Here is a 17,159-nt window from a genome sequence, read left to right as displayed (position 1 = left end):
ATGGCGCGCCACTTTCTGCAGCTCTACCTGGCCATCGTCGCGACGCTCGCCATCGTCAGTTGGGGGCAGGATCGGTTGTGGCATTTGTATGCGGAGTCTGCCCGGCCGACGGCCAGCTATCCCTCGCAGACCGCCGTGCTGACGATCGTCGAACAACAGCTGCAATCGATGCCGCAGGACCGCTGGCCCGAGGCCGTCGCGGATCTGGCCCGCAACACAGGGTTGGATCTGGAACTGATGGAGCCCGAGGAGCTTACCGGCATCGATCCAACCGGAGCCGAGCAAGGCAAGCCAGCGCTGTGGAGCGACGCGGACGATCGCGTCTGGGCGTTACAACGGATCGCCTCCAGCGATCGCATGCTCGCGTTCCGATTCGTGGATGAAACATTGCGGCGCACGCCGCTGGAATGGCTTCTAGTGCTCGTTTTCTACGCCGCCATAGCGCTCATCGTCATGCTATGGCTCTGGCCGCTCAGGCGCGACCTGCGCGCACTCGAACGCTCGACGCTCCGCTTCGGCAACCGCAATTGGAGCTTCGACGCCGACATCTCGCCGCGCTCTCCAGTCGCTTCACTCGCCGACGCATTCGGTCGCATGGCGCGCCGGATCGACGCCCTGATCCGCTCGCACAAAGACATGGCGAATGCGATGTCGCACGAGATCAAAACACCGCTCGCGCGCATGCGCTTCGAAATCGAGCTGGCGCGCAGCGCCGAGAACCGCGAAACACTGTTGCAACATCTCGATCACTTGAACACGGACATCGCCGAGCTGAATGCATTCGTCACCGCGACCCTGGAATACGCCGTGCTCGAACGTGCGGAGGTTGCATTGAATCTCGGACGCCACGATTTCACGCTGGTGGTCCCGGCTGTGACCGAATCCGTCAGGCGCGGTGCTCGCAATGATCTCATCCTGAGCTGCGAGGTCGCCGACGACACCGACGACGTAGTCTGCGACGCGCATCTCATCGAGACGGTGCTGCGCAATCTGCTATACAACGCCACGCGCTACGCGAAACAACGGGTCCACATCACCTTCAAAGTCGCGGCCGATAGCTATCGGCTCTACGTCGAAGACGACGGCCCCGGCATTCCCGCGGCCGACCGCGAGCGCGTATTCGGCTCCTTCATACAACTCGGCGGGCGCAGCAACTCGCACGGCAGCTTCGGGCTCGGGCTGGCGATCGTCAAACGCGCCATCGAATGGCACGGCGGCGCCGCCAGCGTCGACCGCTCGCCTCTCGGCGGCGCCAGATTCATCATCGAGTGGCCGGTGAGCGGATCGGAGACTGGCAGCAGGCGCGATTGAGCGGCTGCCGCGCAGTCACTCGAACAGACTGACGATGCTCTGGTACTTTTCGATGTACCACCGGTTCTCGTTGTTGTATCTCGGAATCGCCACCGGCCGGACCTCGGCGCCTACCGTTTTCCAAACACACGGACACTTCACGGCAGCGCCGGCGAGTTGCTCTCCGGGGCGGCTCAGTTCATCGAGCTTCACCTTCATCTGGGTCAGGACACGGTAGAGCTTCGTGACATTTCGCGGCCCGCCGTTGTACGCGGCGACCGGAAAGATGCCGAGCACGGCCGGATTGTCACGATAGGCACGGCGAATATCCGCACGCATTCCCGCCAGTTCCAGATCCAGCAGGCACACTGCCGCTTTCATGGCGTTGAGCAGATTCGTCGCGCCTCGCTCGAAGACCGGATCGATATTCGCGCCCCGGCAGCGCCTGACGACGAGTGAGTAGGTCCCATTTCCTCTGCGGTTGGTAAATTGCATCGGCCCCAGCGCATTCGCGCTGGACACGCTGTAGCGATACGCCTCCTCCTGCTTCAGCCCGTACTGGCTCAGGACCTCGTCGAACGCGATCGCCTGCTTCTGCACGTAATCGTTGTCATCGGTCTGTTCGATGACTGCAAGCGTCGTGACGACCGACAGAGGAATCGAGTCGGCGAGCAGTTCTCCAGGGAAGGCTGCACTGGGCACCTGCGCGAGACGCAGCTCCTCGATCGCCTTGCGCGCGGTGGCCACGAGAAACTCTTTTCCGCCACTGACGAAACCCGGATCGAATGTATCTTCGGTGAACGGCAGATAGATGATGGGTTTCGCGCTCTGGGCGACGGCGCGCCACTGCCTGCGTTTGATGAGGTTGTTATCGAACACGGGGAACTTGCGCCCGTAGACCTTCAAGGGATTGCCGTCCTGGGAGAAGGAGAACATCAGCCGCTCGGCGCCGGTGCCCTTCACGTGCTTCGCCTGGATGCCGGGCGTGAGCGTGCGAAACTTCAGAGGCTTCCGGCCGGGCTGCCAGGTGATCGGCGGCCGCGGCAGCTCGATTTGCGCGACGGACCACTCCTGTTTCGTTTCATTCCAGAGCGCAAAAGCCACCGGGCGGCCGCGCAGGACCTGCCTCTTTCCCTTGCCGGTGAAGACGTATTCAAGCTCGATATCGCGAAGCACCGCCTGCGCTTCGGCGACCAGATCCTGGATCACCTGGTGACGGGTGAGGATGCGGCTTTGGACAATGACCTCCTCGGGCCCTTCCCTGGGGGGCTCCGACTCGGCGACGGCAAGTGGCAGCTCGCCTTCTTCCTGCTTCGAGCCACCTTCGGTGTTGGGAGCCGCTGCCTCGAGCGACGCTGCCACCTCGGCCGGAGAGCTGCCTTCAGCGTCGATCAGCGTCGGCTCTTCTTCCCCGGTGGCCCCACCTGTCGTCGCGCATCCAGAACAGATCAGTGAGACCAGCATCAGGGTCAGCGCAGCCGTTTTCATCATGCTCATCTTCCGGTTTCTCGAGGCTGGGGGTTGCGCCGTCATGATAGTGAAGAAGGTGGACATCCGGTAAAGCCGTACCGCACGAATCCTTAGTCGTCCGGCGAGACTCATTTCGAAACTGAACACACGCGGCCCACCGCGCGGATCCGCTGATCACCGAAGGAGCACGGTAATGACTTCACGGGTCTATATCATTGGCGGCTACCAGACGGACTTCGCCGACAACTGGGCGCGCCGCGGCATGGAGATCGCCGATGCCATGGGTTCGACCATCATGCGCGGCCTGGCTGAAACCAAGCTCGCTGCCTGCGACATCGAGGTCGCTCACATCGGCAATTTCGGAGCCGAGTTGTTCTGCAATCAGGGGCACCTGGGCGGTTTGTTCGCGGCCACCGATCCGGCATTCGCTGGCCTTCCGGCGTCGCGACACGAAGGCGCGTGCGCCTCCGGGAGCCTGGCGCTGCTCGCTGCCGGTGCAGACATCGAAGCAGGACGGTATGGGCTGGCAGCCGTTCTCGGCGTGGAGCAAATGCGAAATGTGCCGGGCGAACAGGCCGCGAAGCTCATTGGCGGTCCGGCGATGTGGAACGGCCACGAGTACCAGGATGCGTGCTATCCATGGGTGCGGGTTTTCAGCGACGTAGCGGACGAATACGAGCGTCGTTACGGCTTGCAGCAAGAGCATTTGTCGCGCATCGCTCAGATCAATTTCGAGAACGCCAGACGCAATCCCAATGCGCAAACGCGCCGCTGGACATTCAAGGCAAACAGCTTCAGCGCCGACGACGTCGACAACCCCATCATCGAAGGCCGCACCCGCAAGCAGGACTGCGGTCAGATCACCGATGGCGCTGCGATCGTATTTCTCGCTTCCGAAGAACGCGCGCACGAGTATGCCAGGCGGCTCGGCCTCGACCGCGACGCGCTGCCTTACATCAAGGGCTGGGGACATCGAACGGCGCCCATCACATACGCTGCCAAGATCAAGGCGAGCGAAGGCCACCAATATCTCTTTCCGCATGTGCGGGGCGCAATCACCGATGCTTTCCGCCGCGCTGGCATCGCCGGCGTCGAGCAGATCGACGGCATCGAAACGCACGATTGCTTTACGACCACCGAGTACATGGCAATCGATCATTTCGGCCTCACGCCTCCCGGCCAAAGCTGGCGGGCGATCGAGGCTGGAGACATCGAGATCGGCGGGCGCACTCCCGTCAATCCCAGCGGAGGATTGATCGGCGGCGGTCATCCGGTTGGCGCGACCGGCGTGCGCATGGCGCTGGACTGCTTCAAGCAGGTGACGGGCGCCGCAGGCGAATATCAGGTGGAAGGCGCAAACAACTTCGCTACGCTGAATATCGGCGGCAGCGCGACCACGACGGTGAGCTTGATCGTGGGACGGTGAATCGGACCAGGCTTTCGCCACTTGACTCCTGGCAATAAAAACCTATGCTCCGCTAATGCTTCCGTCTTTGCACTTCATACTCAGCCACGGGATCCGCGGCGAGCAACTCATCCCAGGCACATCGCCCCGGGTGTAGCGCATTTCCTGCGCGCTGTGCCCGGGGCGTCCTGCCTAAGGCACCTTCTACACTGATTCGTTTCGAACAGCGTAGTTACCTTCATCGTCGTTTTCCGTTCGCGCTCGAGACTCGTCGTCTCCGGAGCCGACAACTCATCACGGTGACCCATGCAAACGGTCGACTTGCCACCTATTTCCATCCCTGCAGGTGACTTCCGCCGCTTGACCGCGCTGGTCGAGGCTGGCGAACGCGCGCCGACGCCGATACTCGATTACCTCGCTCAGGAGCTGAGCCGCGCCGAAGTGGTCGCCGACGAAGAATGCGCCCCGCACATCGTGCGAATCGGGTCGCTCGTTTCTTATCGCGATGGCGTGAACGGGCGCTATCGAACCGTGCGAGTGGTCTGGCCGCTGGAAGCGGACGTGACCCGCGATCGCATCTCTGTGCTCTCTCCGGTCGGCGCGGCGCTACTGGGCATGAGCCCCGGACAGTCGATCGCCTGGCCACGGCCGGTGGGCGAGCCTCGAGTGTTGACGGTGCTGGCAGTCTACGGCAGCGACGCGCCCGATCCGGCGGCCTGAGCGGCGTCTCGTTCCACGTGCAAATCATGACGATCCCAACGCCTTACTATCTGATCGACAAATCCGCGCTTCGCCGCAACTTGGAGAAGATCGCCGAGGTGCGTGCGCTCTCCGGCGCCAAGGTGCTGCTCGCGCTGAAATGTTTCGCGACCTGGTCGGTATTCGACCTGATGCGCGACTACATGGACGGCACAACCTCGTCGTCTCTATTCGAAGTGAAGCTCGGTCGCGAGCGCTTCGGCGGCGAGACGCAGGCGTACAGCGTCGCATGGGCGGATGCCGAGATCGAGCAGGCGGTGGCGCTCGCCGACAAGATCATTTTCAACAGCATCGGACAACTCGGTCGCTTCGCCGACCGGGCTTCCGGCATTGCTCGCGGCCTGCGGCTCAATCCGAAAATCAGCTCTTCCGGTTTCGACATCGCCGATCCGGCGCGACCGTACAGCAGACTCGGCGAGCACGACGTGCAGGCGGTCTCGGCAGTGCTCGACCGCATCGACGGCTTCATGATCCACAATCATTGCGAGAACAGCGATTTCGAGCGCTTCGACCGGGTGCTGGGAATCGTCGAGGAGCGCTTCGGAACGCTGTTCCATCGGGTCCGCTGGGTCAGCCTCGGCGGCGGCATTCATTTCACCGCGGACGGCTATCCGATCGAGGCGTTCTGCCAGCGGCTGAAGCGCTTCTCGGAGCGCTATGACGTGCAGGTGTATCTGGAGCCCGGCGAAGCGGCGATCACGCGCAGCACGACATTGGAGGTCACTGTGCTCGACACGCTCTTCAACGGCAAGAATCTGGCGATCGTGGACGCCTCGACCGAGGCTCACATGCTCGATCTGCTGATCTATCGGCAGAGCGCCAGGATCGCTCCCAACCGCGGGCCGCACGAGTACATGCTGTGCGGCAAGTCCTGCCTGGCCGGGGATGTCTTCGGCACGTTCGAATTTCCCAACCGGCTGACGGTGGGCGATCGCCTGTCGATCCAGGACGCCGGCGGCTACACCATGGTCAAGAAGAACTGGTTCAACGGCGTGCAGATGCCCGCCATCGTCATTCGCGAGCTCGACGGATCGCTACGGCGGGTTCGGGAATTCACGTTTGCAGATTATCAATCGAGCCTGTCCTGAAGGCTCGCGAACTGGAGGAGACATCCCGGAAATGAGAAAGAACGTGCTCGTCATCGGAGCCGGCGGCGTCGGCCAGGTGGTCGTTCACAAGTGCGCACAGAACAACAAGCTTCTCGGCGACATCCACATCGCTTCGCGCACGATCGACAAATGCAAGCGCATCGTCGCATCCGTACGTGAGAAGAATGCGCTGCAAGCCGACGGCGCGCTGGTCGCTCACGCGCTCGATGCAATGGATGTGGCTGCAACGTCGCAGCTGATCCGAACCACCGGAGCGCAAATCGTCATCAACGTCGGCTCCTCGTTTCTCAACATGTCGGTGCTGTCGGCCTGTATCGAGACTGGCGCCGCTTACATCGACACCGCCATTCATGAGGATCCGGCGAAGATCTGCGAAACTCCGCCCTGGTATGCGAACTACGAATGGAAGCGCCGCGCCGAATGCGAGCGCGCCGGTGTAACGGCCATCCTCGGCGCCGGCTTCGACCCGGGCGTCGTCAATGCCTACGCGAAGCTCGCTTCCGACAGATATTTCGACCGCATCGATTCCATCGACATCGTCGACATCAACGCCGGCAATCACGGTCGATTCTTCGCCACGAATTTCGATCCCGAGATCAACTTCCGCGAGTTCACCGGGCAGGTATGGTCGTGGCAGAACGGTCGCTGGACCGCGAACCGGATGTTCGAAGTGAGCCGCGAGTGGCAGCTGCCTGTCGTCGGTCTGCAGAAGGCGTATTTGACCGGCCACGACGAAGTGCATTCGCTCTCGCAGATCCTCGGAGTGCCCACCGTGCGATTCTGGATGGGCTTCAGCGACCACTACATCAACGTCTTCACCGTGCTCAAGAATCTGGGCCTGCTATCGGAACAGCCGCTGCGCACGGCCGAGGGGCAGGAAGTAGTGCCGCTCAAAGTCGTCAAAGCCGCCCTGCCCGATCCTGCGTCGCTGGCTCCCACTTACGCAGGCAAGACCTGTATCGGCGTGCTCGTGCAAGGGCGACAGCGCGGCAGCGAGCAGGAAGTGTTCGTTTATAACGTCGCCGATCACAAGCAGGCATTCGAAGAAGTGGGCAGTCAGGGCATTTCCTATACCGCCGGCGTTCCGGCGGCAGCCGCCGCAATGCTGATCGCCTCCGGCGAATGGGACGTGCGCAAGATGGTCAACGTAGAGGAGCTCGCGCCGCAACCCTTCCTCGGGCTACTCGACCGGCTGGGGCTGCCCACGCGCATCCTTCACCACGGAATCGATTCGTCACTGCAGGGCCAATGCGATGCGACCGATACATCGCGAGCGGCGTCAGTGCCGTAGCAACGCGCCTGGAGCGGGCGGGCGGCATGCCCGCCCGCTCGCAAGCTCGGCGATGCGGGGAACGACCAGCACGTCGCAGTCCACGACCTCTTTCAACAGCTGATTTGCGACGCTGCCGAGCAGCGCGCGCCGCATCCTGCCCATCGCTCTCGTGCCCATCACCAGCAGTTGCGGCCGGTGAGTCTCGACGGCGCGCAGTAGTGCGGGGATGGGATGGCCCTCTTCGACGACCACATCGTAGCGGCTGCAGTCCGCGCTGGCTCGAGTCAGCAGATCATGGATCGCCCCGGTGAGCTGTCGCTGTGCGACTGTCGCTCTGAGTGCGGCTGTCGTGGAAGGAACCATGCCTCTCAGAGGGGGCACACAGACGTGGATGGCCGTTGCTCGCGCGTCCCTGCTGAGCACCAATGTCTCTGCGGCGCGTACGGCCAGCTCAGCCTCCGCCGAGAGATCGACTGCAAACAGCACATTCCGATAGCTCACATCCGCACTGGTCTGCACGAACAGCAAGGGAGATTTGCGCGCAGCCAGCACCTTCTCGGCGATCGTGCCCGACAATCCCTCGAGCACATCGCGCCTCTCGTGCGGCCCAACCACCAACAGACCGCTTTGCTCCTGTGCCACCGTGTCGCAAATCAATCGTGCGGGATTGCCGGTGCGGACAATGATTTTCGGCTCCGATCCATGCCGCCAAAGAGGAGGCCGAGCGCGCGATCTCATGCGATTCATCGCGATCTGCAGCGACTGTTCCAGCACTCGTTCCGATGCGGTCGGAGAAACCACATGCAGCAGTGACAGCTCCGCGCCGAGCTCTTCGGCGAGCATGCCTGCGCGATCTATTGCTCGTTCGCTCTTCGGCAGCAGATCCGTCGCGCACAACAATCTCGTCACATCGGAGCTCCGCGTCTGTGGTCGTTCGACTATCGTGTGGTCGAGGGCCGGTTTCATCAATTAGAATTATTCAGCTCTTTGATTCGTCCGCGTCGAACCTTACAGCGGAGGACGCAAGATGGCCTCGATCCCGCGCATCAACTATCAACATCTGATGTACTTCTGGTCCGTCGTGCGTACCGGCAGCCTGACGCGCGCGTGCGAGGAACTGGCCTTGTCGGCGCCGACGGTGAGCTCACAATTACGCATATTGGAAGAGCGCCTGGGTGAAAAGCTGCTGTTGAAGTCCGGCCGCAACCTGGTGCCGACGGATGTCGGCAAGATGGTTTACAGCTACGCGAACGAGATCTTCTCGCTGGGGCAAGAACTGCTGGATGCACTGGAGCAACGCCCTTCCAGCCGGCCGCTGCGGCTGGTCGTAGGGATCGACGACGTCGTGCCCAAAGAGATCGCGTATCAAATCGTCGAGCCTGGCATGCATCTGGAACAGTCTGTGCGCGTCGTATGTCGTGAAAGCACGCTCGAGCGGCTGATCGCGGACCTCGCTGTGCACGATATCGATGTTGTATTGTCGGATGCGCCCGTGACTCCGACACTCAATGTGCGCGTATATAGCCATCCGCTCGGCAGCTGTAATGTCTATTGGATGGCCACGCCGGCGCTCGCGAGGACACTACGTCGAGGCTTTCCGCAATCTCTGGACGGCGTACCTGCGCTGCTACCCACGGACGACACCGCGATACGACGCGCATTGGATCAATGGCTCGATCGGCAGAACGTGCGCCCGCTGCCGCTCGGGGAGTTCGAGGATTATGCCATGCTCCGGGAGTTTGCTCGCGCAGGCCACGGCTTTGCTCCCGTGCCATCCGTGCTCGAAGCACAATTCCGTCGTGACAACGGATTCGTGCGCATCGGCATGGCGCGAGGCGTAAAAGCCGAGTTCTATGCGATCTCCGCCGAGCGGAAGATAAGACATCCCGCAGTCATTGCGATGACCGATAGCGCGCGCCAACTGTTTGCCCAGAAATGAGCAGCACGACGTTTTCGATCGGATGACCTAGCGATTGCGTTCCTTGACCGTCGACAGGGCGCCACGCAGAGACTCCGCGCGAGCGACCCGTTCGATCGCAATGAGCCACGCCGCTTCACGAAACGACATATCTCGCGCCTCTGCGATCTTGCGAACGGAGCGATACGCGCGCACCAGATAGGACTGCAGCTTTCGATTTACTTTTTGCCGCGGCCACTGCGTCTGTTGCAGGTTTTGCGTCCATTCGAAGTAGCTCGCCACCACCCCACCGGCGTTTGCCAGCAGGTCGGGAATCACATCGATGCCTCTACTGCGCAGAATTCTGTCCGCACCCGCCGTGGTCGGCAGATTCGCACCCTCGACGATCACCGAGGCTCGCACCTCGCCAGCATTGCTTTCAGTGAGGGCGTTCTCGAGAGCCGCTGGAATGAGCACATCGCAAGGCAGTGCCAGCAGTTCGTCGTTGTCGATCGACATCGCGCCCGGAAATCCCACGACCGATCCGGTCAACCGGACGTGCTCGATGAGGTCGGGCACGCGCAGTGGCCGCGACCCGCTGCTGAGAATGCCGCCGTTTACGTCCGCGACGGCTATGATCTCGCCGCCGTGCTGCTCGATGAATGCAGCGGCATTCGCGCCAACGTTGCCGAAGCCTTGGATCGCAACACGCGCCCCGCGAATCGAGCGGCCGCGCGCCTTGAGATGCTCAGCGAGCACCATGCCGATACCTGTGCCGGTCGCCGTCGAGCGGCCGCGAATCCCCCCGAGTTCGACCGGCTTCGACGTGACGCAAGCCGGACTGTAACCGTGGCGGGAGCTGTACTCGTCCAGTATCCACGCCATGACCTGCTCGTTCGTGTTCACGTCGGGCGCGGGTATGTCTCGGAACGGGCCGATGAAGCGATGGATGCGCGACACATAGCGCCGGGTCAACCGCTCCTGTTCCGCCAGCGACAGCTTGGACGGATCGCATGCAATGCCGCCTTTGGCGCCGCCAAACGGCACATCCACGAGGGCCGTCTTCCACGTCATGATCTCGGCGAGAGCGTGCATCTCGCCGATGCTTACATCGGTGTGGAAACGAATGCCGCCCTTCGCCGGACCCCGTGCGCCGCTGTGCTGGACGCGATATCCGGCGAACACGCGCAGCGTTCCGTCGTCCATCTGTACCGGAACGGCCACTTTGACTTCGCGGAAGGGCGTGCGTAACAGCAGTTGTTGATCGGCAGACAGCCCAAGGCGCCCGGCCGCGAGCGTGAAGTTGTGATCGGCGGTCAGCTCGACCTCCGTCCGTCGCTCGGAATCCGCCCGGCCATCGAGCGCCACAACCGATCGTGACGAATCGAGCTCGTGCCGTACGGCATTCGGTGATTGCACTGAACACTCCTTACTGACGAGTTGCTGCATCACCTTTTGTACAGCGGCGGCGGACTGCGAACAATTGGAAATATTCTCGCGCTTCGTTTCGCTTTCTCTAAGTGCGGCCGATGCGTCGCCCCGCTTCGAGGTTCTCTAACTGTGCGGGCGCTTAATTCTAATGGATCTAATTTCCAGACAGGGCTACAAACACCGGCGGTCGGATGATGACTCGTCGCTAAGGAGTCGATGACATGCAGATCGGTGTGCCGGTGCACGAAACGTGGCGGAGAATGGCAGTCGCGGCTGGCATGCCGAGACGGCGGATATTGTGCGCAACCGATTTGACGCCTCGCTCGGATCGAGCCATGCAGCGCGCAGCGCTTCTGGCGCAGCAAATGAATGCAGAAGCCCATTTCGTGCACGCACTGAACGACAGGCTGGCCGGCCGCGTGCTCCGATCGAAAGTGATCCGAGCGAATCTGCGCCTCGCAGCGCATAGCCAGCGCCTGATGCAACACGCTCCCGAGAGCGTCACGGCGGAAGTACAACTCGGTAACCCCATCGACATCGTGATCGCGACTGCGCGCGAGTACAAACCCGATCTCATCGTCATCGCGCGGCCGAAGCGTCGCAGCCTGGACACGATGCTCGGTACGGCCGCAGAACGAATCATTCGAGGCACCGGCTGTTCCGTGCTGCTCGTCGGTAACGCCGCCGAGCGGCCGTACCAACGCATGGTTCTCGCTACCGATCTCTCCTCGAAGTCAGCGCACGTCACACGTACGGTTGTGGGCATGGGCATGCTGAAGAATGCCCGCACGTGGGTAGTGCATGCTTTCGGCCTTCCGTATCACGATATCGCAACCGGCGACGGCCTGGACATCGACGGCATCTCGGCCGAAGTGATGTGGCATTCGACAGTTCGCCGCAACGTGCTGCAAAGCCTGGACGATGCGGGGATCGATGTCACTCGCGTTCACATTGCCACGGAGCTTTCTCGTCCGTTGACTGCGATTCGACGAGTGGTGGACCAGGCACAGCCCGAGCTGCTCGTCATCGGAGTGAGCCGGTGGCTCGCACTCAAGCGGATCCTGGTCGGCAGCGTGACTCATCGGGTCTTCCGTGACGTGAACTGCGACGTTCTCGCAATTGCTCCGCCCCCAGCGGAAAGGAAGTGGTTGTACGCGGCATGACGAAGCTGAGCTTGATCTCCAAAGCGAAACCGGTCGCCATCAAGGCACACGTCAGCGCCGCGCCCGGCGGCACGCCTGTCAGAGTGATGTGTGCAACGGATCTCTGGGGAGAATCGGAGCACGCCTTGCAAAGGGCGCTGTGGCTCGCCAAAGAAACGGATGTCGAGTTGCTGCTGCTTCACGTCGTCGATGGTGAGACGCCGCCGCGTCTCACCGGCAGAATGGCAGAGCACGCGCGTAGAGCGCTGCAGTGGCGCGTCAGGAGATGGCCGGAGCTCAAGCCTCGCCCTGCGATCAGCGTTCGTATCGGCGACCCTCACCGTACGATCAGCCGCATAGCGCGGCAGTGGCGCGCGGACCTGGTCATCATGGGCTCGGCACGGCCGCGCCCCATGGACAGATTTCTTGCAACGACGGCCGAACGCGTTGCCACCGAAGCACGATGCGCCGTCCTGGTCGTCAACGACAGCAAGCCCGAGACCGATTGCGTCATCGTGCAAGCGGACCGATGGCCTGCATTCAGCGGCCTGTTCCGGCGCAGCGCCGCCAGCATGCTCGCGAGCAGCAGGACCACGAATGTTTTAATAACACCGCACCGAGGCGCCGCTGCATCGACGGCGTACCCCGTTGCGACTTGCGGCCGCATCATGGACGATACAACGCTTTCCCCTCGAGCAAAGACATGAAAGATCAGACGATCGCGATCCACGGTGGCTACGAAACCGAACCGACGACGCATGCCGTCGCCGTGCCGATCTATCAGAATGTCGCTTTCGAGTTCGACAATGCCCAGCATGGCGCGGACCTGTTCAACCTCGCGGTTCCGGGCAACATCTACACGCGCATCATGAATCCGACGTGCGACGTACTGGAAAAGCGGATCTCGATGCTGGAAGGCGGCGTGGGCTCGCTGGCAGTCTCCGCCGGCAGCGCGGCGATTCACTATGCCATCGTCAATCTGGCGGAAGCCGGCGATAACATCGTCACGACGCCGCAGCTCTATGGCGGCACGTACACGCTATTCGCTCACATGCTGCCGAAGCTCGGCATCGAGGTCCGTTTCTCCGCGAGCGATTCCGCCAGCGATCTGGAAAAGTTGCTCGACAAGAAAACCAAGGCGGTGTTCTTCGAGACCATCGGCAATCCCGCAGGCAACATCGTCGACGTAGCCGCCGTGGCGGCGATGGCGCGCAGTCATGGAGTCGCCACGATCGTCGATAACACGGTCGCGACGCCGGTACTGCTCAAACCCTTCGAACACGGCGCCGATATCGTCGTGCATTCGGCCACCAAGTACATCGGCGGCCACGGCACCACCCTCGGCGGCCTGATCGTCGACTCCGGCAAGTTTCCTTGGGCCACGTACAAGGAACGCTATCCGATGTTCAACGAGCCGGAAGCGTCGTATCACGGCGTCGTGTATGTCGATGCGCTCGGCCCCGCGGCCTACATCGGGCGTGCTCGCACGGTGCCACTGCGGAATACCGGTTCGGCGCTGTCGCCGTTCAACGCCTTCCAACTGCTGCAAGGAATGGAGACGCTGCCGCTACGCATGCAACGTCACTGCGAGAACGCACAACGCGTCGCCGAGCACTTGCAAAGTCACAAAGCCATTCAGTGGGTGCGGTACGCCGGCCTGAAGGATCACCCCCATCACGCACTGGCGCAGAAGTACATGAAAGGCCGGGCCGCGGGCATCCTCACGTTCGGAGTCAAAGGCGGATTCGATGCGGGCGTGAAGTTCTACGACGAACTTAAACTGTTCCGGCGGCTGGTGAATATCGGGGACGCAAAATCCCTGGCCTGTCACCCCGCCTCGACCACGCATCGGCAGCTCAGCGAAGCCGAACAGCGCCGGGTCGGCGTTACGCCGGAGGCGATCCGGCTCTCGATAGGAATCGAAGATATCGAAGACATCCTCGAGGATCTCGACCAGGCGCTGGACGCAGCCCGGTAGCAAAAGAAACAGATCGACTGGAGATGAGCCACCGCGTGTCACTCGCTGGTGGCTGGCAAACAAACATCACAAAGGAATGGCGGAGCGGACGGGACTCGAACCCGCGACCCCCGGCGTGACAGGCCGGTATTCTAACCAGCTGAACTACCGCTCCGCGCTGGAACCTTTGTGATGCCTTCTACCCTTGCGGGCACAACTCTGTCACTGAGTTGGTGGGTGCTGAGGGGATCGAACCCCCGACATTCGCTGTGTAAGAGCGACGCTCTACCGCTGAGCTAAGCACCCGTTCGTACTGGACAGTACTCGCGTAACCCGCTCAATCAGAACCCTGGCGAGCGAGAGGCTGTTCAAGCCCCCCGTTTCGAAGGCGCGCTAATTTACAGCATCCTTTAGAGCCTTGCCAGCTTTGAAGCCAGGAACTTTCGTGGCAGGAATCTCAATCGGCTCATTGGTGCGCGGATTGCGGCCGGTGCGAGCCGCACGAGCCTTCACGACGAACGTGCCGAAGCCCAGCAGCGACACGGAGTCGCCAGCCTTCAGCGCGCCTGTGACGGCGTCGAAAACCGCATCGACGGCACGCGTGGCCTCGGCCTTCTGCAGGCCCGTCTTGGTGCTCACGGCGTCGATCAGTTCCGCTTTGTTCATATCCGGTTTCCTTCTTGTAGAAAGCCTCGCTCCAGACGACTACGTCAGGAACGGGGGCGCGTTATAGCAGCGAGCGGCAGAGAAAGAAAGCGCAGTGCCGCGAATGCTGTCGGGTAATTCTAGACGCAACGCAGGCCAAACCGGGTCGGAATCGTGCAATTTGCCCCGATTCCGGACCCGGTGTCGGACTGGTTAATGCGCCCTCACCTGCTTGTTGGAGCGCTTGGCGACACGCCGCGGGCGCGGCTTGTCATTGCCACGCGACGGCTCTGAAGCAGCCGTGATCGGTGCGGGCATGTGTTTGAGTGCTACCTGCAACACCTCGTCGATCCACTTCACCGGCTTGATCTCGAGGTTGTCCTTGATGTTCTGCGGGATCTCCGCGAGGTCCTTGGTGTTGTCGTCCGGGATCAAGACCGTGCGAATGCCGCCACGGTGCGCAGCGAGTAATTTTTCCTTGAGACCGCCGATCGGCAGCACCTGCCCGCGCAAGGTGATTTCGCCCGTCATGGCGACATCCGAGCGCACCGGGACCTTGGTGAGCGCCGAGACCAGCGCCGTGCACATGCCGATACCGGCGCTCGGGCCGTCCTTCGGCGTCGCGCCTTCGGGCACGTGAATGTGCACGTCGACCTTCTGGTAGAAGTCCGGATCGAGGCCGAGCACGGCGGCGCGGCTGCGCACGACCGTCATCGCGGCCTGAATCGACTCCTGCATCACCTCGCCGAGCTGGCCGGTGTGCGTGAGCTTGCCCTTGCCGGCAACGATCGCAGACTCGATGGTGAGCAGTTCGCCGCCCACTTCGGTCCACGCCAGGCCCGTGACCTGGCCGATGTGATCCTGCTCCTCGGCACGCCCGTAACGGAAGCGGCGCACGCCGAGATACTTCGATAGATTCTTCGGCGTGATCGAGATGTGATCCGGCTCGCCCTTGGTGAGCAACTGCTTCACGGCCTTGCGGCACAGCTTCGACACCTCGCGCTCGAGATTACGAACACCGGCTTCGCGCGTGTAGTAACGAATGACGTCGAGCACGGTGCTTTCGGACACCTTCAGCTCGTTGTCCTTCAGGCCGTTCTGCTTCATCTGTTTCGGAATCAGATAGCGCTGCGCGATCGCGCTCTTCTCGTCCTCGGTGTAGCCGGGCAGACGGATGACTTCCATGCGATCCAGCAGCGGCGCCGGAATGTTCAGGCTGTTCGCGGTACACACGAACATCACTTCCGACAGATCGAAATCGACTTCGAGATAGTGATCGTTGAACGTCGAGTTCTGCTCCGGATCGAGCACCTCGAGCAACGCCGACGACGGATCGCCACGGAAGTCCATGGCCATCTTGTCGATCTCATCCAGCAGGAACAGCGGATTGTGCACGCCGGTCTTGACCATGTTCTGGATGATCTTGCCCGGCATGGAGCCGATGTACGTGCGGCGATGACCGCGGATCTCGGCTTCATCGCGCACACCGCCGAGCGACATGCGCACGAACTTGCGATTCGTCGAACGCGCGATCGACTGACCGAGCGACGTCTTGCCGACGCCCGGAGGACCGACCAGACACAGAATCGGGCCCTTCAGCGTCTTCACGCGCTGCTGGACGGCGAGGTACTCGACGATGCGCTCCTTCACCTTCTCCAGGCCGTAGTGATCCTCGTCGAGCACCTTCTCGGCGAGGTTGATGTCGTTGTGGACCTTGGTCTTCTTCTTCCAAGGCGCCTTCACCAGCCAGTCGACGTAGTTGCGCACGACGGTGGCTTCGGCGGACATGGGCGACATGAGCTTCAGCTTGTTCAGCTCGCTCATCGCCTTGTCGCGCGCTTCCTTGGGCATGCCGGCCTTCTGGATGCGCTGCTCGAGCTCGGCGAGCTCGTTCGGCGCGTCCTCGATTTCGCCGAGCTCCTTCTGAATGGCCTTCATCTGCTCATTCAGGTAGTACTCGCGCTGGCTCTTCTCCATCTGCTGCTTGACGCGGCCACGGATGCGCTTCTCGATCTGCAGGACATCCATCTCGCCTTCGATCAGCGCGAGGATGTGCTCGAGACGCTTGCGCACGTCCTGGATCTCCAGAACCTTCTGCTTGGCGTCGAGCTTCAGCGACATGTGCGCGGCGACGTTGTCCGCGAGGCGGCCCGGCTGTTCGATACCTGCAAGCGCCGTCAGCACCTCAGGAGGAACTTTCCGGTTTAGCTTCACATATTGCTCGAACTGCGAGGTGACCGAGCGCGCGAGCACGTCCATCTCGCGCTCGTCGTAATTCTCGATGTCCTTGAACGGGCTGATGTCGGCGGAGAAATACTGGCCGGTCACCAGCTTCTCGATCTTGGCGCGCTCGGCGCCTTCGACCAGCACCTTCACCGTGCCGTCGGGCAGTTTCAGCAACTGCAGAATGGTCGCGACCGTGCCGAGGCGGTACAGGTCCTGCGCGCTGGGATCGTCGACGTCCGCCTGCTTCTGCGCGACCAGCAGAATCTGCTTGCCGGAGCGCATCGCCTGATCGAGCGCGAGAATGGATTTCTCGCGGCCGACGAACAGCGGAATCACCATGTGCGGATAGACGACGACATCGCGCAACGGCAGTACAGGCAGCGCTGCCGCGGGAGTCTTGTCGGATTCGGGAGCGTCAGGGGTATCGGTGCTCACGCGCTTTTACTCGTGTGGTGAGCGCCGGCACAAACTACCGGCGCCGCGAAAAAGGAAAACCAAGTCGAACCGAAAATACCGGAAGCAGCGCAGCCCTGCTAGTTCTGTGCCACGCAAATG

Annotated in this window: 14 protein-coding genes and 2 tRNA genes; 9 read left to right on the top strand and 7 right to left on the bottom strand. The window is 62.0% G+C overall.

Going from position 1 to position 17,159, the window contains the following annotated elements; translation table 11 throughout:
- On the top strand, positions 1 to 1,311 hold the full coding sequence (locus tag GYH35_RS11545; protein WP_161811994.1) for an ATP-binding protein: 1,311 nt from the start codon (positions 1 to 3) through the stop codon (positions 1,309 to 1,311).
- A gap of 15 nt (positions 1,312 to 1,326) precedes the next feature.
- Here the strand turns inward: GYH35_RS11545 and GYH35_RS11540 are convergent, their stop codons facing one another.
- A complete protein-coding gene (locus GYH35_RS11540) occupies positions 1,327 to 2,787 on the bottom strand; it encodes a hypothetical protein (protein WP_161828483.1) in 1,461 nt (486 codons plus the stop codon).
- Positions 2,788 to 2,953: 166 nt separating this feature from the next.
- On the opposite strand from GYH35_RS11540, the gene GYH35_RS11535 reads away from it, so the two are divergent.
- From GYH35_RS11535 to GYH35_RS11520, 4 genes are all read left to right on the top strand, one after another.
- The gene (locus GYH35_RS11535; protein WP_161811992.1) at positions 2,954 to 4,186 is read left to right on the top strand and encodes an acetyl-CoA acetyltransferase; all 1,233 of its coding nucleotides are present in this window, start codon (positions 2,954 to 2,956) and stop codon (positions 4,184 to 4,186) included.
- 285 nt (positions 4,187 to 4,471) lie between these two features.
- On the top strand, positions 4,472 to 4,885 hold the full coding sequence (gene rnk, locus GYH35_RS11530; RefSeq protein WP_161811991.1) for a nucleoside diphosphate kinase regulator: 414 nt from the start codon (positions 4,472 to 4,474) through the stop codon (positions 4,883 to 4,885).
- Positions 4,886 to 4,911: 26 nt separating this feature from the next.
- A complete protein-coding gene (locus tag GYH35_RS11525) occupies positions 4,912 to 6,012 on the top strand; it encodes a carboxynorspermidine decarboxylase (RefSeq protein ID WP_161811990.1) in 1,101 nt (366 codons plus the stop codon).
- Between the two features lie 31 nt (positions 6,013 to 6,043).
- Positions 6,044 to 7,324 (top strand): saccharopine dehydrogenase family protein, encoded by a 1,281-nt coding sequence (locus GYH35_RS11520; protein WP_161828482.1) that lies wholly within the window; start codon positions 6,044 to 6,046, stop codon positions 7,322 to 7,324.
- Here the strand turns inward: GYH35_RS11520 and GYH35_RS11515 are convergent.
- Complete coding sequence (locus GYH35_RS11515) at positions 7,313 to 8,215, bottom strand: universal stress protein (protein WP_161828481.1); 903 nt, start codon at positions 8,213 to 8,215, stop codon at positions 7,313 to 7,315. The two genes, GYH35_RS11520 and GYH35_RS11515, sit on opposite strands and share 12 nt — an antisense overlap.
- Before the next feature lie 118 nt (positions 8,216 to 8,333).
- Between GYH35_RS11515 and nhaR the strand changes: the two genes are divergently transcribed.
- Positions 8,334 to 9,245, top strand: coding sequence for a transcriptional activator NhaR (nhaR, locus tag GYH35_RS11510; protein WP_161811987.1), 912 nt, complete (start codon positions 8,334 to 8,336; stop codon positions 9,243 to 9,245).
- Between the two features lie 27 nt (positions 9,246 to 9,272).
- On the opposite strand, the gene GYH35_RS11505 is transcribed toward nhaR, so the two are convergent.
- Positions 9,273 to 10,622 (bottom strand): Glu/Leu/Phe/Val family dehydrogenase, encoded by a 1,350-nt coding sequence (locus GYH35_RS11505; protein ID WP_202624248.1) that lies wholly within the window; start codon positions 10,620 to 10,622, stop codon positions 9,273 to 9,275.
- A 233-nt stretch (positions 10,623 to 10,855) separates the two neighbouring features.
- Between GYH35_RS11505 and GYH35_RS11500 the strand changes: the two genes are divergently transcribed.
- From GYH35_RS11500 to GYH35_RS11490, 3 genes are read left to right on the top strand one after another with little or no spacing between them, the layout of a single operon-like run.
- The gene (locus tag GYH35_RS11500; RefSeq protein WP_161828479.1) at positions 10,856 to 11,797 is read left to right on the top strand and encodes a universal stress protein; all 942 of its coding nucleotides are present in this window, start codon (positions 10,856 to 10,858) and stop codon (positions 11,795 to 11,797) included.
- On the top strand, positions 11,794 to 12,483 hold the full coding sequence (locus tag GYH35_RS11495; RefSeq protein ID WP_161828478.1) for a universal stress protein: 690 nt from the start codon (positions 11,794 to 11,796) through the stop codon (positions 12,481 to 12,483). Before GYH35_RS11500 ends, GYH35_RS11495 begins: the two co-directional genes overlap by 4 nt.
- Positions 12,480 to 13,754 (top strand): O-acetylhomoserine aminocarboxypropyltransferase/cysteine synthase family protein, encoded by a 1,275-nt coding sequence (locus GYH35_RS11490; protein ID WP_161828477.1) that lies wholly within the window; start codon positions 12,480 to 12,482, stop codon positions 13,752 to 13,754. Before GYH35_RS11495 ends, GYH35_RS11490 begins: the two co-directional genes overlap by 4 nt.
- A gap of 77 nt (positions 13,755 to 13,831) precedes the next feature.
- Here the strand turns inward: GYH35_RS11490 and GYH35_RS11485 are convergent.
- From GYH35_RS11485 to lon, 4 genes are all read right to left on the bottom strand, one after another.
- A tRNA-Asp gene (locus GYH35_RS11485) sits at positions 13,832 to 13,908 on the bottom strand.
- Between the two features lie 56 nt (positions 13,909 to 13,964).
- Positions 13,965 to 14,039: transfer RNA gene (locus GYH35_RS11480), tRNA-Val, on the bottom strand.
- Between the two features lie 87 nt (positions 14,040 to 14,126).
- Positions 14,127 to 14,399 (bottom strand): HU family DNA-binding protein, encoded by a 273-nt coding sequence (locus GYH35_RS11475; protein ID WP_116811090.1) that lies wholly within the window; start codon positions 14,397 to 14,399, stop codon positions 14,127 to 14,129.
- A 192-nt stretch (positions 14,400 to 14,591) separates the two neighbouring features.
- Complete coding sequence (lon, locus tag GYH35_RS11470) at positions 14,592 to 17,039, bottom strand: endopeptidase La (RefSeq protein WP_235936764.1); 2,448 nt, start codon at positions 17,037 to 17,039, stop codon at positions 14,592 to 14,594.
- Positions 17,040 to 17,159 lie beyond the last annotated feature (120 nt).

The organism is Steroidobacter agaridevorans, assembly GCF_009932555.1.
In the GTDB taxonomy this organism is placed as follows: domain Bacteria; phylum Pseudomonadota; class Gammaproteobacteria; order Steroidobacterales; family Steroidobacteraceae; genus Steroidobacter; species Steroidobacter agaridevorans.
This window is presented reverse-complemented; position numbering and strand designations above follow the sequence as displayed.

Coding starts and splice junctions, on each gene's coding strand:
- GYH35_RS11545 (WP_161811994.1), top strand. CDS start 1: ATGGCGCGCCACTTTCTGCAGCTCTACCTGGCCATCGTCGCGACGCTC.
- GYH35_RS11540 (WP_161828483.1), bottom strand. CDS start 2,787: ATGAGCATGATGAAAACGGCTGCGCTGACCCTGATGCTGGTCTCACTG.
- GYH35_RS11535 (WP_161811992.1), top strand. CDS start 2,954: ATGACTTCACGGGTCTATATCATTGGCGGCTACCAGACGGACTTCGCC.
- rnk (WP_161811991.1), top strand. CDS start 4,472: ATGCAAACGGTCGACTTGCCACCTATTTCCATCCCTGCAGGTGACTTC.
- GYH35_RS11525 (WP_161811990.1), top strand. CDS start 4,912: ATGACGATCCCAACGCCTTACTATCTGATCGACAAATCCGCGCTTCGC.
- GYH35_RS11520 (WP_161828482.1), top strand. CDS start 6,044: ATGAGAAAGAACGTGCTCGTCATCGGAGCCGGCGGCGTCGGCCAGGTG.
- nhaR (WP_161811987.1), top strand. CDS start 8,334: ATGGCCTCGATCCCGCGCATCAACTATCAACATCTGATGTACTTCTGG.
- GYH35_RS11500 (WP_161828479.1), top strand. CDS start 10,856: ATGCAGATCGGTGTGCCGGTGCACGAAACGTGGCGGAGAATGGCAGTC.
- GYH35_RS11495 (WP_161828478.1), top strand. CDS start 11,794: ATGACGAAGCTGAGCTTGATCTCCAAAGCGAAACCGGTCGCCATCAAG.
- GYH35_RS11490 (WP_161828477.1), top strand. CDS start 12,480: ATGAAAGATCAGACGATCGCGATCCACGGTGGCTACGAAACCGAACCG.
- GYH35_RS11475 (WP_116811090.1), bottom strand. CDS start 14,399: ATGAACAAAGCGGAACTGATCGACGCCGTGAGCACCAAGACGGGCCTG.